Origin of the sequence: Pseudomonas fluorescens, assembly GCF_001708445.1 — a bacterium.
Classification (GTDB): Bacteria; Pseudomonadota; Gammaproteobacteria; order Pseudomonadales; family Pseudomonadaceae; genus Aquipseudomonas; species Aquipseudomonas gorinensis.
On record NZ_CP015637.1, the window covers coordinates 313712 to 328320 of the forward strand.

A 14609-nucleotide genomic window follows, 5' to 3' on the forward strand; every position below is an offset into this window, starting at 1 on the left:
GCCCAAAAAGAATACTCCTACAAAAACACTGAAGTATCCCTACGATAGAAAGTCGCAACAGGAAATTTATTATTTTTTACTTAAACGACAAGCATCACCCTCTTCGAGAAAGAGGGTGATGAAGTTCTGACGGGAGTATTACTGATGGTATTGCGCGGACAACTCGTGCACGGCTTGCAGGAACGCGCCGGCATGGTCCGGGTTCACTTCCGGAGTGATGCCATGGCCGAGGTTGAACACATGCCCGGTGCCTTTGCCGTAGCTGGCCAGGATGCGGCCGACTTCGCTGCGGATCGCTTCCGGCTTGGCGTAGAGCACGGTCGGGTCCATGTTGCCTTGCAGCGCGACCTTACCACCGACACGACGGCGGGCTTCGCCGATGTCGCAGGTCCAATCCAGGCCCAGTGCATCGGCACCGGCATCGGCGATGCTTTCCAGCCACAGGCCGCCGCCCTTGGTGAACAGGATCACCGGCACTTTACGGCCTTCGTGTTCACGGATCAGGCCGCTGACGATCTTGCGCATGTAGGCCAGGGAAAACTCCTGGTACGCCGCCGCCGACAGGTTGCCACCCCAGGTATCGAAGATCTGTACCGCTTGGGCGCCGGCCATGATCTGGCCATTGAGGTAAGAAGTGACCGACTGCGCCAGCTTGTCCAGCAGCAGGTGCATGGCCTGCGGGTTGTCGTAGAGCATGGCCTTGGTCTTGCGGAAGTCTTTCGACGAGCCGCCTTCGACCATGTAGGTAGCCAGGGTCCAGGGGCTGCCGGAGAAGCCGATCAGCGGCACGCGGCCATTGAGCTCACGGCGGATGGTGCTGACGGCGTCCATCACATAGCCGAGGTCTTTATGGGGATCGGGAATCGGCAGGGCTTCGATATCGGCCAGGGTACTGATGACTTTCTTGAAACGCGGGCCTTCGCCGGTTTCAAAGTACAGGCCTTGGCCCATGGCGTCGGGGATGGTGAGGATATCGGAGAACAGTATGGCCGCGTCCAGTTGCGGGTAGCGGTCCAGCGGCTGCATCGTGACTTCGCAGGCGAACTCCGGGTTCATGCACAGGCTCATGAAGTCACCGGCGTGGGCGCGGCTGGCGCGGTATTCCGGCAGGTAGCGACCGGCTTGACGCATCATCCACACAGGGGTCACGTCTACAGGTTGCTTGAGCAGGGCACGAAGGAAACGGTCGTTCTTGAGGGCAGTCATGTCGGCATCCGCAAAAAAAGTGCGGGCATTTTCTCAGAGCGCGACGCAAAAGGCACGGGATGAGGCGTGCCTTTTATCTATCGGGTTGATTTACGACAATCTCTTGAACCTGCGCAAATCAAATGTGGGAGGGGGCTTGCCCCGATTGCAGTGTGTCAGTCTCAGTATCTGTAACTGAACCACCGCTATCGGGGGCAAGCCCCCTCCCACATTTTTGACCGCATTTCAGCCTGAAATGGGTTAGACGTTCAGGTAGTCCAGGATCCCTTCGGCGGCGTTACGGCCTTCGAAGATCGCGGTTACCACCAGGTCAGAGCCTCGCACCATATCGCCACCGGCGAAGATTTTCGGGTTGCTGGTCTGGTGCTTGTACTGGCCTTGTTCCGGGGCGACGACACGGCCCTGGCTGTCGGTCTGGATTTCGAACTGCTCGAACCAGGGAGCCGGGCTTGGGCGGAAGCCGAACGCAATGACCACGGCGTCGGCCGGGATGATCTCTTCGGAGCCCGGGATCGGCTCGGGGCTGCGACGGCCACGGGCGTCCGGTTCGCCGAGACGGGTCTCGACCACCTTCACGCCTTCGACACGGTCTTCACCCACGATGGCGATCGGCTGGCGGTTGTAGAGGAACTTCACGCCTTCTTCCTTGGCGTTCTTCACCTCTTTGCGCGAGCCAGGCATGTTGGCTTCGTCACGACGGTAGGCACAGGTCACCGACTTGGCGCCCTGGCGAATCGAGGTGCGGTTGCAGTCCATCGCGGTGTCACCACCACCCAGCACCACGACCTTCTTGCCCTTCATGTCGACGAAATCTTCCGGCGACTTTTCAAAGCCCAGGTTGCGGTTGACGTTGGCGATCAGGAAATCCAAGGCGTCATACACGCCCGGCAGGTCCTCACCGGCAAAGCCGCCCTTCATGTAGGTGTAGGTGCCCATGCCCATGAACACGGCGTCGTATTCGGCGAGCAGTTGCTCCATGGTCACGTCTTTACCGATTTCGGTGTTCAGGCGGAACTCGATGCCCATGCCGGTGAACACTTCACGACGGTTGCTCAGTACGGTTTTTTCCAGCTTGAACTCGGGGATACCGAAGGTCAGCAGGCCGCCGATTTCCGGGTTCTTGTCGAACACCACCGGGGTCACGCCGCCACGCACCAGCACGTCGGCACAGCCCAGGCCCGCCGGGCCCGCACCGATGATCGCCACGCGCTTGCCCGTCGGCTTGACCTTGGACATGTCCGGACGCCAGCCCATGGCGAACGCGGTGTCGGTGATGTACTTCTCCACCGAACCGATGGTCACCGCGCCGAAGCCGTCGTTAAGGGTGCAGGCACCCTCGCACAGACGGTCTTGCGGGCACACCCGGCCGCAGACTTCCGGCAAGGTGTTGGTCTGGTGCGACAGCTCGGCGGCGGCGAGGATGTTGCCCTCGGCCACCAGCTTGAGCCAGTTGGGAATGAAGTTGTGCACCGGGCACTTCCATTCGCAATACGGGTTACCGCAACCCAGGCAGCGGTGGGCCTGGTCGGCCGACTGCTGGGGTTTGAAGGGTTCGTAGATTTCCACGAACTCTTTCTTGCGTTGACGCAACAGTTTCTTCTTCGGATCTTTGCGCCCGACATCGATGAACTGGAAGTCGTTATTCAGACGTTCAGCCATGTTAAAACCTCATCAAACTCTTCAGGCGCATATCACTGCGGGTTGGCACGGATGCTGGAAAGCAACGATTTCAGGTTGGCAGCCTTGGGCTTGACCAGCCAGAAACGACGCAGGTAATCATCGAGGTTCTCGGCGAGGTTACGACCCCATTCGCTGCCGGTTTCCTCGACGTACTCGTCCAGCACGTGCTGCAAGTGGTTACGGTAGGATTCCATCGCTTCGCCGCTGATCCGCTGGATCTCGACCAACTCGTGGTTGACCCGGTCGACGAAGGTGTTGTCCTGGTCCAGCACGTAGGCGAAACCGCCGGTCATGCCCGAACCGAAGTTGTAGCCGGTCTTGCCCAGTACCGCGACAAAGCCCCCGGTCATGTACTCGCAGCAGTGATCGCCAGTGCCTTCCACCACGGTGTGGGCACCGGAGTTACGCACGGCGAAACGCTCACCGGCCGTACCGGCGGCGAACAGCTTGCCGCCCGTGGCGCCATACAAGCAGGTGTTGCCGATGATGGCACTGTCCTGGGTCTTGTAGACGCTGCCTTTGGGCGGAACGATGACCAGCTTGCCGCCGGTCATGCCCTTGCCCACGTAGTCGTTGGCGTCACCTTCCAGGTACATGTGCAGGCCACCGGCGTTCCACACGCCAAAGCTCTGGCCCGCAGTGCCCTTGAAGCGGAAGGTGATCGGCGCTTTCGCCATGCCTTGGTTGCCGTGCTTGCGCGCGATTTCGCCGGAGATGCGGGCGCCGATGGAACGGTCGCAGTTGCAGATATCCAAAGCGAATTCGCCACCGCTGGCATCGTTGATCGAGGAAGCAGCCATCTCGACCATCTTCTCGGCCAGCAGGCCCTTGTCGAACGGTGGGTTGCGGTCCACCTGGCAGAATTGAGGCTTGTCTGCCGGGATGTGATCGCTGCCCAACAGTGGCGTCAGGTCCAGGTGCTGTTGCTTGGCGGTCTGGCCTTCGAGGACGTCCAGCAGATCGGTACGACCGATCAGCTCTTCGAGGGAGCGCACGCCCAGCTTGGCCAGCCACTCACGGGTTTCTTCGGCGACGTAGGTGAAGAAATTCACCACCATGTCGACGGTGCCGATGTAGTGATCCTTGCGCAGCTTCTCGTTCTGAGTGGCGACGCCGGTGGCGCAGTTGTTCAGGTGGCAGATGCGCAGGTATTTGCAGCCCAGGGCGATCATTGGCGCGGTGCCGAAGCCGAAGCTTTCGGCGCCGAGGATCGCGGCCTTGATCACGTCGAGGCCGGTTTTCAGGCCGCCGTCGGTCTGCACGCGCACTTTGCCACGCAGGTCGTTACCGCGCAGGGTCTGGTGGGTTTCAGCCAGGCCCAGTTCCCACGGCGCACCGGCGTACTTGATGGAGGTCAGCGGCGAAGCACCGGTGCCGCCGTCGTAGCCGGAGATGGTGATCAGGTCGGCATAGGCCTTGGCCACGCCAGCGGCGATGGTACCGACGCCCGCCTCTGCTACCAGTTTCACCGAGACCAGCGCCTGCGGGTTGACTTGTTTGAGGTCGAAAATCAGCTGCGACAAGTCTTCAATCGAGTAGATGTCGTGGTGCGGCGGCGGCGAAATCAGGGTCACGCCCGGCACTGCGTAACGCAGCTTGGCGATCAAACCGTTGACCTTGCCGCCTGGCAGCTGGCCGCCTTCGCCGGGCTTGGCGCCCTGGGCAACCTTGATCTGCAGCACTTCGGCGTTGACCAGGTATTCCGGGGTCACCCCGAAACGGCCCGTCGCCACTTGCTTGATTTTCGAGCTCTTGATGGTGCCGTAGCGCGCCGGGTCTTCACCGCCTTCACCGGAGTTGGAACGCGCACCCAGGCGGTTCATGGCTTCGGCCAGGGCTTCGTGGGCCTCAGGCGACAAGGCGCCCAGGGAGATACCGGCGGAGTCGAAGCGCTTGAGGATCGATTCCAGCGGTTCGATGTCGCTGATCGCCAGCGGCGTGTCCAGGGTCTTGACCTTGAACAGGTCGCGGATCATCGACACCGGGCGGTTATCCACCAGCGCGGTGTATTCCTTGAACTTGGCGTAGTCGCCCTGCTGCACGGCGGCTTGCAGGGTGCTGACCACGTCCGGGTTGTAGGCGTGGTATTCGCCACCGTGGACGAACTTGAGCAGGCCACCTTGCTGGATCGACTTGCGCGCGCTCCAGGCTTCGGCGGCCAGGGCTTTCTGTTCGGCTTCGATATCGACGAAACGCGCACCCTTGATGCGGCTCGGCACGCCACGGAAGCTCAGCTCGCAGACTTCTTCGGACAGGCCGATCGCTTCGAACAATTGAGCACCGCGGTACGAGGTGACGGTGGAGATGCCCATCTTCGACAGGATCTTCAACAGGCCCTTGGTGATGCCCTTGCGGTAGTTCTTGAACACCTCATAGAGGTCGCCCAGTACTTCACCGGTACGGATCAGGTCACCCAACACTTCATAAGCAAGGAACGGGTACACCGCCGAGGCGCCGAAGCCGATCAACACCGCAAAGTGGTGCGGGTCACGGGCGGTGGCGGTTTCCACGAGGATGTTGGAGTCGCAGCGCAGGCCTTTTTCGGTCAGGCGATGGTGTACTGCACCAGTGGCCAGGGAGGCGTGGATCGGCAACTTGCCCGGCGCGATATGGCGGTCGGTCAGCACGATCTGGGTACGCCCGGCGCGCACAGCTTCTTCGGCCTGGTCAGCGACGTTGCGCACAGCGGCTTCAAGGCCGAGGCTCTCGTCGTAGTTCAGGTCGATGATCTGGCGGTCGAAGCCCGGACGCTCCAGGGTCATCAACGAGCGCCACTTGGCCGGGGAAATGACCGGCGAGCTGAGGATCACGCGGGAGGCGTGCTCAGGCGACTCCTGGAAGATGTTGCGCTCGGCACCGAGGCAGACTTCCAGGGACATCACGATGGCTTCGCGCAGCGGGTCGATCGGTGGGTTGGTCACCTGGGCGAACTGCTGGCGGAAATAGTCGTACGGCGTGCGCACACGCTGGGACAGCACGGCCATCGGCGTGTCGTCACCCATGGAGCCGACGGCTTCGTAGCCTTGCTCGCCAAGCGGGCGCAGCACCTGGTCGCGCTCTTCGAACGTGACCTGGTACATCTTCATGTACTGCTTGAGCTGGTCGATGTCGTAGAACGCCGAACCGTGGTCGTTGTCTTCCATGGTCGCCTGGATGCGCAGGGCATTCTTGCGCAGCCATTGCTTGTAGGGGTGACGGGACTTCAGGCGGTTGTCGATCGCATCGGTGTCGAGGATCTGCCCGGTTTCGGTGTCCACGGCCAGGATCTGGCCAGGGCCGACGCGGCCTTTGGCGATCACGTCTTGCGGCTGGTAGTTCCACACGCCGATTTCCGACGCCAGGGTGATGAAACCGTTGGTGGTGGTCACCCAGCGCGCCGGGCGCAGGCCGTTACGGTCGAGCAGGCACACCGCGTAGCGGCCGTCGGTCATCACCACGCCGGCCGGGCCGTCCCAGGGTTCCATGTGCATCGAGTTGTATTCATAGAACGCCCGCAGGTCGGGGTCCATGGTCTCGACGTTCTGCCACGCAGGCGGAATGATCATGCGCACGCCACGGAACAGGTCGATGCCGCCGGTGACCATCAGCTCGAGCATGTTGTCCATGCTGGAGGAGTCGGAACCGACGCGGTTGACCAGCGGGCCGAGCTCTTCGAGGTCCATCAAATCGTTGGCGAACTTGGTGCGACGGGCCACGGCCCAGTTACGGTTGCCAGTGATGGTGTTGATCTCGCCGTTGTGGGCGAGGAAGCGGAATGGCTGGGCCAGCGGCCATTTCGGCAGGGTGTTGGTGGAGAAGCGCTGGTGGAACACGCAGATTGCGGTTTGCAGGCGCTCATCGCTCAGGTCTGGATAGAAGGCGGTGAGGTCCGCCGGCATCATCAGGCCTTTATAAATGATGGTCTTGTGGGAAAAGCTGCAGATGTAGTGATCGGTGTCGGCAGCGTTGGCCACGGACGAACGACGACGGGACGTGAACAGCTTGATCGCCATGTCCTGGTCGCTCAGGCCATCGCCCGCGATAAACACTTGTTCGATCTGCGGCAGGCGCTCCAAGGCCAGGCGGCCGAGCACGCTGGTGTCGATCGGCACTTTGCGCCAGCCGACGAGTTGCAGGCCGGCAGCCAGGATTTCGCGGTTCATGTTCTCGCGAGCGGCTTCGGCTTTGACCGGGTCCTGGTTGAAAAACACCATGCCCACGGCGTACTGCTTGGGCAGGTCGACAGCGAAATGCTGTTTGGCGACGGCGCGCAGGAACAGGTCGGGCTTTTGAATCAGCAAGCCACAACCGTCACCGGTCTTGCCGTCGGCGTTGATCCCACCGCGGTGGGTCATGCAGGTCAGGGCCTCGATGGCCGTTTGCAAAAGGGTATGACTGGGCTCGCCCTGCATATGGGCAATCAGGCCGAAACCGCAGTTATCCTTGAATTCATCGGGTTGGTACAGACCTGCTTTCATAGACACTTTCTCACCAGGCTGCCTCTTATATCGAGGCAAATTTCTTTTCAATTCAACCGGTTACCTTCCACGCCGAACGTACGCCGGCTTTGCGGGGGCAAAAGGGAGGTCATTGTACACACCGACACAGACGCCCACAAATTTAGCGACGAAATGTCGCAAATCTATGTCGCATTTATGAAAGGTTTAAAGCGATATGCTGTGCTAGTCAAAACTTTTTTAATTCTGACCGCTACGACTCAAAAGCTACTGTGACGCAGACACCACAAAGCGCGCGGCCTTCAGGGCTGCACGCTTTGTTGTTTTTTTGAGGTGCCGAGAGGGCGGCCTGGGTAAGGCCGCCGGATCTTCAGCGAGTTGTTGCCAGTTCTTGTTGAACGCTGGCGACAGTGCGAGGCCAAGGTTTACCAGCCTGAACCTTCGCTGGCAAGGCCTTGATAGCGGATTCAGCTGCTGCGCGGCTGGAGAAGTTGCCGTAAGTGATCACGTAGAGAGGCTTGCCGTTGAGCACTTTCTTGAAATAACGGTACTCGCCGCCCTGCTCTTTCACGAACGCCTGGGCGTTGGCTTCGGAACTGGTGCCGAGAATCTGCACCACGAAGTTACCGGTAGGCTGGCTGCTGTACCAGCTGCTGCCGGCGGCACCGGCCTTGGCAACGGTCACGGGTTTTTCAGCAGGCTTGGCGGCCGGCGCCGGGGCTGGCTTGGCGACCGGTGCAGCTGCGACGGGCTTGGTGACAGGCGCAGGCTTGGCGGTCGCGACCGTCGGCGCTGGTGTCGGTTTTGTCGCCGGCTGACCGGCTGGCACGCCCGCAGGTGGCGCGGTGGTGGTCACGGTCGGCGGCGTGGCGCTGGAGCCTTCTACCGGCACGCCGTCGTCGCCTTCGGAGATGCCACCGGCTTCTTCGGCAAGCGGGCCGCGCATGACCGGCTGGCCCACCATCGGCAGGCTGGTCGGCTGACCGGAGTTGGCGAATTCTACGTTTGGCGTGGGCTTGCCCAGTGGCAACTGCGCCTGTTCGGTTGGCGCGCCGGCGGTCGTCGGTGCCTTGCTGCGGCCCGGGATCAACCAGGCGGCGGCAACGGCGACCACGACCACGGCGGAAATGGCCAATACGTGCTTCTTAGGCATAGTGAACCCCATCTTTGGACGCTTGACCGCAGAGCGGCTGGCAATCATGGCTTCGATCATTGCATCGCGGGCGACCTGATTGATGGTGCCAGGCCAGCCGTCGGAGCTTTCGTGAATATCAGAGATCTGTTGAGCGGAGAAAAGTTCGATGCCCTGCCCGGCGCCTTCAAGGCGTTGGGCCAGATATTCACGGGTTTCTTCCTCTTCGTAAGGCTGCAACTCAATGACGTGGAACAGCTCCTGTTCGCCACTGATCTGCTCCAGATCGGCGATCAGCGACGACTCACCGAACAGGAACACATGCGGGCGACCTTCCGGCGTACCGGCGGCCAGCGCCAACAGCGCTTCCAGGGCGGATTCGTCAAGCTGCTCGGCGTCATCCACCAGCAGGTAGACCTCCTGGCCGGTCAGGCCCAGTTGCACCACCTGCTTGAGAATCGCGTTCGGCTCGGCAGTGGGCACATCAAGAGCCTGGGCCACCTGGCGCAGTACACCCGCCGCATCACCGGCACCGCGAGCCGATACTACGACGCTCTGTACCGATTGCTTGTTGGTACTGGCGACCAGCGCCTGGCGCAACAGGGTCTTGCCACTGCCCAGTGGGCCGGTGACCACCAGCAGCAACTGGCTGTAGCGCGCGAGATGGTGCAACTGGCCGAGCACCGGCTTGCGCTGGGCCGGGAAAAATTTGAAACCAGGCACCCGTGGAGCAAAAGGGTCGTGGCTTAACTGGTAATGGCCGAGGAACGCCTCGTCGGCATGCAAACTAGTCATCGGGATCTTATTAACCTTTAAGCTGGGCCAGGGCGCGGTAATCCGCTCCCAGCGTGGCCTGTAAAATCTCTTTCGGATAATCGTCGGTCACTACCGCTTCACCCATGTGGCGCAACAGCACCAGTCGCAGTCGACCGTCGATCACTTTCTTGTCTATCGCCATATGTTCGAGGAAGTCTGCCTCGGTCATCTCGGTAGGCGGGATGACCGGCAAGCCGGCGCGCTGGAACAGGCGGATACCGCGATCACGCTCCTGGGCGCTGATCCAGCCCAGGCGTTGCGACATCTCCAATGCCATCACTGTGCCAGCCGCTACGGCCTCTCCATGCAACCACACACCATAGCCCATGTGGGTTTCGATCGCATGGCCGAAGGTGTGCCCGAGGTTCAAGGTGGCCCGTACGCCGGACTCCCGTTCATCGGCGTTCACCACCAACGCCTTGGCGGCGCAGGAGCGGGAAATCGCTTCGGTCAGCGCCACCTGGTCGAGGGCGCGCAGGGCGTCGACGTGTTCTTCCAGCCAGGTCAGGAACGGTTCGTCGCAGATCAGCCCGTACTTGATGACTTCGGCCAGCCCCGCCGACAGCTCGCGCGGTGGCAATGTGTTGAGGGTCGCGGTGTCGATCAGCACGGCTTGAGGCTGATAAAACGCACCCACCATGTTCTTGCCCAGCGGGTGGTTGATGCCAGTCTTGCCGCCCACCGACGAATCAACCTGGGACAACAGGGTGGTGGGCACCTGGATAAAGTCCACGCCACGCTGGTAACAGGCGGCCGCAAAGCCGGCCATGTCACCGATCACGCCGCCGCCGAGGGCGACCACGGTGGTGCGGCGGTCATGGCGTGCGGTGAGCAGACCATCGAAGATCAGTTGCAGGGTTTCCCAGTTCTTGTGGGCTTCGCCGTCGGGCAATACCACGGAGATCACCGAATAAGCCGCCAGGCTGCGGCTCAGACGCTCAAGATACAGCGGCGCGACCGTTTCGTTGGAGATGATCGCCACTTGCCGCCCGGCAATGTGCGGTGCGAGCAACTCGGGCTGGTCCAGCAGACCTTCGCCAATATGGATCGGGTAGCTGCGCTCGCCTAGATCGACCTTAAGTGTCTGCATGTGTCCCCGCGTTGAAGATGTTTTGACGACCGGTAACGTCGAAATCCGACGCCACCTGATGGCTCTACGCCACACCCCGCAGGGTGATAACGCGCCGCCGAGAATAACGCATTTCGGGCCTGGCTTTAACGGGGTGGCAACCGTTGCAGGCGCTCAAGAATGTCGAGTACCACCATACGAGGCGGCCGCTCATCGGTTTCCACCACCAGATCGGCGATTTCCCGATACAACGGATCGCGCAGCGCCAGCAGATCCCGCAAGGTTTTCGCCGGGTCGGCGGTGCGCAGCAATGGGCGATTGCGATCGCGAGCAGTGCGGCCCACCTGCTGCTCGACCGACGCATGCAGATAGACCACCCGACCACCGGCATGCAGGGCCCGGCGATTTTCCTCGCGCATCACCGCGCCACCGCCGGTCGCCAATACCACGCCATCGCAGCCGCACAGCTCGGCAATCATCGCCTGCTCGCGGTCGCGAAAGCCCAGCTCGCCTTCCTTATCGAAGATCCATGGGATATTGGCGCCCGTGCGCAATTCAATTTCCTTGTCGGAATCTTTGAATGGCAGGCGCAGCTCTTTGGCCAGCAAACGGCCGATGGTGCTTTTGCCAGCGCCCATCGGTCCTACAAGAATCAAATTTCGCACAGAATCAACGACTCACAGCAATCGCCTGGTTATTCATAATACGCGGAGTCAGGAATACCAGCAGCTCGGATTTTTTCTCCGCCAGCACATCGCGCCGGAAAAGGCGGCCAAGATACGGCACATCGCCGAAAAATGGCACTTTATCTACCACTTTGCTTTGGGTATTCGAGAAAACCCCGCCGATGACGATGGTCTCGCCATCCTTGACCAGCACCTTCGCGTTCACCTCGTTTTTCTTGATCGGCGGTACGTCGTTGAGCTTGTTCAGGTAGTCGGGCTCGTCCTTGGTGACCTTGACCTCCATGATCACGCGGTCGTCAGGCGTGATTTGCGGGGTGACCTCCAGTGACAGCGAGGCCTCCTTGAAGGACACCGAGGTGGCGCCACTGGAGCTGGATTCCTGGTAGGGGATCTCGGTGCCCTTGAGGATGCGCGCGGTTTCCTTGTCGGACGTCACTACCTTGGGTTGCGAGACGATTTCGCCATTGCCGGTCTTCTCCATGGCCGTCAGTTCCAAGTCCAGCAGCAGGTTATCGGTGATAAACGCGACGCCCAGCCCTGAGGTGCCCGTAACCGCGCCCAGGTCGACAAAGGGCGAACTGGGCGGGTTATCCGGCAGTTCCTCGCCGCTCGCCAAGGGTTTGCTGATACCACCTGCGCCCCACTTGCCGTGACTCAATCGACCGCCCCAACGCGCGCCCAGGCTTTTGTCATAGTCAACGTTGGCCTCGACAATCCGCGCCTCGATCATCACCTGGCGCACCGGGATGTCCAACTGCGCCACGATCCGCCGCAGCTCCTCCAAGCGCTCGCCGGTCTGGTAGGCGATGATGTTATTGGTGCGATCATCCACCGCCACCGAACCGCGCTCATCGGTCGCGCCCTCGTGCCCCGTCACCGACTGGAACAGCTTGGCCAGGTCCGCTGCCTTGGCGTAGTTGACCTGTAACAGTTCGCGGCGCAGTGGCGCGAGTTCGGCCATCTGCCGCCGCGACTCCAGGGTCAGCAGTTCGCGGGCGGCCAGCTCGTCGGCAGGCGCCACCAGCAAGACACCGGCCTTGATGCGCTTGTCCAAGCCCTTGCTTTGCAACACCAGGTCCAGGGCTTGATCCCAGGGCACGTCCCTGAGCCGCAGGGTGATCGCGCCCTGCACTTCGTCGCTGGCCACCAGATTGAGGCCCGCCACATCGGCGATATGTTGCAGCACCGCGCGTAGCTCGATGTTCTGGAAATTGAGGCTCAGCTTGTCGCCGGAGTAGCTCGGCGACGCGCTTTCGGGTCGCGGCAGCTGGATCAGGTCCACACGATTGGGCACAGCGAAAACCATCGGTGCCGTGAACGCTATCCATAGCGCCACACCGAAGGACGAGAAAGTCCTTTTCATTGTTTGATTCCGTTATGAGTTGACGTTGAGTACGAGGGTTCGCGGGCGCTCCAGCCAGGCACCCTGTTCATTCGGGAAAAGCTCGACCAGTTCGACATGACCATCATGAATGGCGGTCACCCGACCATGGTCGGGCCCCAGGTAGTCACCCACTGCGAGCCGATGCACCGCGGAGGCCGCCCGCAGCAGGGCAAAGCGCTGCACACCACGGGACAGCGTGCCGACCATTTCGAACTTGTCGATAGCGATAGCTTCGAGCGCGCCTCGTGGCCGCGCGAAGTCGGGGGCCTGGGTTGGCCGGCCTGGCGTGTGATGTACCTGCAACGCGGGCGGCTGGAAGGGATCGCGCAAGGACGAAGCGTCGTAGACAAAGTGCGGCCGCGGCTCGACGCCCTGGCCGAGCTCTACCGACCGGACACCTGGCGACGTACGCCGATAGGTCCTGGCCTGCAGGTCGAGGCGCAGCAGTGGCCCATCAGATCGCAGCGCCAGATCGTGTACCGTGACGATTCGCGACAACCCGGCCAGAGCGCTCAGGAATGTCGCCAGGTCGTGATACCCCCCGGTGACAGCCATTTGCACGGGCTGCTCGATATACAAGGCGTGCGCCTGCTCATCCAACAGGACGATGCCCTCGACTGCCAAGCCATTGGCGACGCCCAACCGCGCTATGTCTTCAAGCAGCCTTGGCACTTCAGCCTCTTGGGACAACGCCTGCAAAAGCCCGGCGAAGCGCTGTTGCATCGCCTGGAACTGTTGGGTTTGCTGTTCAAGCGCGGCGACCAGCCCAACCTTCTCGGCGAGCTGCTGCCGCAAGCCTCCTTCCTGCACCTCGAGTACCTTCAACCGGTCCCGCGACGGACTCAGGCATGCAGCCTCGCCCACTACCAGCACCAGGCCGGCGAGCGCGCAGCCGAGCAGGACCTTGCCAGGCAAGGGCCATTTCGCAGCGTGGTGAGAGAGTGCAAAAAAGTCGAGCCTGGGCAGGCTCATGGCTGGGCCTCGGTGGACGCTCCCTGGCGTACCATCAATTGAAACCCGTTGCTGCCCCGCTCGCCTTCCGCCCGCACCTGTTGCAGACGCGTCGCGTGGGCGCCTTCGGAGGCGTCCAGGCGGCGCATCAACTGGGCGATATCCTGGCTCGAATCAGCGCTGCCGCTGATGCTCACCGTATTGCCCTTTGCCACGACCTCATGCAGATGTACGCCATCAGGCACCGCACGGGCCAGTTGATCCAACAACCGCGCGCTGCCGGAGCGGGCGTCATGCAGGTCCTGCACGACTTTCATGCGCTCCGCCAGTTGCTGGCTTTGCACCTGCAGGTCGTCGATGGTCTTGATGCGCGCGTCCTGGACAGTGATTTCCTTGCCCAGGTGATTGTTACGCGTCACCTGCCGGTCGATCGCCTGGTCGATAACCTGGTCCGCCAGCCATACCGCCGCCAGCGCCACGCAGGCAAACGCCAGCAACAGCATCAGGAGATACTTGCGCCGCCGCTCCGCCAGTGCCTGGCGCCAGGGCAAAAGATTGATTCGTGTCATCCAGCGAAACTCCTCAGGGCCAACCCGCAGGCTACTCCCATCCCTTGGGCATCCAAGGCCCACTGTGCGCCATCGACTCGACGGCCCGGCGTGAAGCTGGCGAAATCCTGACTGCTTGCGCGCGCCAATGCAAACCCTTCCACATCGACCACTCGCGGCACCAACCCGGCCAAGGCCAGAACCGCCTCACGCGCCTCGACCTGCTCCTTGAGGCATGCCGCCAGCAACACCTCGACCCGCTTCGGGTCCGCGGCCGATGGACCGCGCACCTGAAAGTCCAGGGCCATCTCCTCCAATGGGTAGGGAATGTATTGGTCTGCCTCCATCAGGATCATGCTGGCCATTTCATCGTCACTGAGCCCTGCCTCCATTTCGATCACCCGCGTGATCACCGAGGACCCAGACACGGCAATCGCCGCCTGCCGGGCCGACGTATGCAGCCGGGACAACGCCTGCTGCAGCGCCAGCCCGATGCCCTCAAGGTCGAGCAACGTGCCATCGACCACCGCGCGGGCCGGCAGGGCCTGCGTGGCGTAGCCTTGAACGGTGTAGCCGCTGGCTGAACGCCCCAGCTCGACCAGTTTGATCCCCGCTTCATTGATATCGACCCCCAGGACGGTGTCGACTTTTCGCCTGAAAAATCCCTTTACCATAAAACTCCTCATTGCTTTCCCTGTCAT

Annotated in this window: 9 protein-coding genes and 1 pseudogene; all 10 read right to left on the bottom strand. The window is 61.7% G+C overall.

Going from position 1 to position 14609, the window contains the following annotated elements:
- Nucleotides 1-138: 138 nt before the first annotated feature.
- Nucleotides 139-1206 carry a uroporphyrinogen decarboxylase gene (hemE, locus tag A7317_RS01365; RefSeq protein ID WP_069075057.1) on the bottom strand — a complete coding sequence of 356 codons (1068 nt, stop codon included), beginning with the start codon at nt 1204-1206 and terminating at the stop codon, nt 139-141.
- 240 nt (nt 1207-1446) lie between these two features.
- On the bottom strand, nt 1447-2865 hold the full coding sequence (locus tag A7317_RS01370; RefSeq protein WP_024072968.1) for an FAD-dependent oxidoreductase: 1419 nt from the start codon (nt 2863-2865) through the stop codon (nt 1447-1449).
- A gap of 32 nt (nt 2866-2897) precedes the next feature.
- Complete coding sequence (gene gltB, locus A7317_RS01375; protein WP_069075058.1) at nt 2898-7343, bottom strand: glutamate synthase large subunit; 4446 nt, start codon at nt 7341-7343, stop codon at nt 2898-2900.
- Nucleotides 7344-7692: 349 nt separating this feature from the next.
- The gene (locus A7317_RS01380; RefSeq protein ID WP_069075059.1) at nt 7693-9249 is read right to left on the bottom strand and encodes an SPOR domain-containing protein; all 1557 of its coding nucleotides are present in this window, start codon (nt 9247-9249) and stop codon (nt 7693-7695) included.
- 10 nt (nt 9250-9259) lie between these two features.
- A complete protein-coding gene (gene aroB, locus A7317_RS01385) occupies nt 9260-10360 on the bottom strand; it encodes a 3-dehydroquinate synthase (RefSeq protein ID WP_024072965.1) in 1101 nt (366 codons plus the stop codon).
- 125 nt (nt 10361-10485) lie between these two features.
- The gene (gene aroK / locus A7317_RS01390; RefSeq protein WP_024072964.1) at nt 10486-11004 is read right to left on the bottom strand and encodes a shikimate kinase AroK; all 519 of its coding nucleotides are present in this window, start codon (nt 11002-11004) and stop codon (nt 10486-10488) included.
- Between the two features lie 4 nt (nt 11005-11008).
- Nucleotides 11009-12265 (bottom strand): annotated as a pseudogene (locus tag A7317_RS01395) (type IV pilus secretin PilQ); the annotation flags it as partial.
- Between the two features lie 135 nt (nt 12266-12400).
- Entirely contained in the window at nt 12401-13381 is a 981-nt protein-coding gene (locus A7317_RS01400) for a pilus assembly protein PilP (protein WP_069075061.1), read from the bottom strand.
- Nucleotides 13378-13929 carry a PilN domain-containing protein gene (locus A7317_RS01405; RefSeq protein WP_024072961.1) on the bottom strand — a complete coding sequence of 184 codons (552 nt, stop codon included), beginning with the start codon at nt 13927-13929 and terminating at the stop codon, nt 13378-13380. The genes A7317_RS01400 and A7317_RS01405 overlap by 4 nt, the downstream gene beginning before the upstream one ends.
- Entirely contained in the window at nt 13926-14582 is a 657-nt protein-coding gene (gene pilM / locus A7317_RS01410) for a type IV pilus biogenesis protein PilM (protein ID WP_069075062.1), read from the bottom strand. Before pilM ends, A7317_RS01405 begins: the two co-directional genes overlap by 4 nt.
- Between the last annotated feature and the right edge of the window lie 27 nt (nt 14583-14609).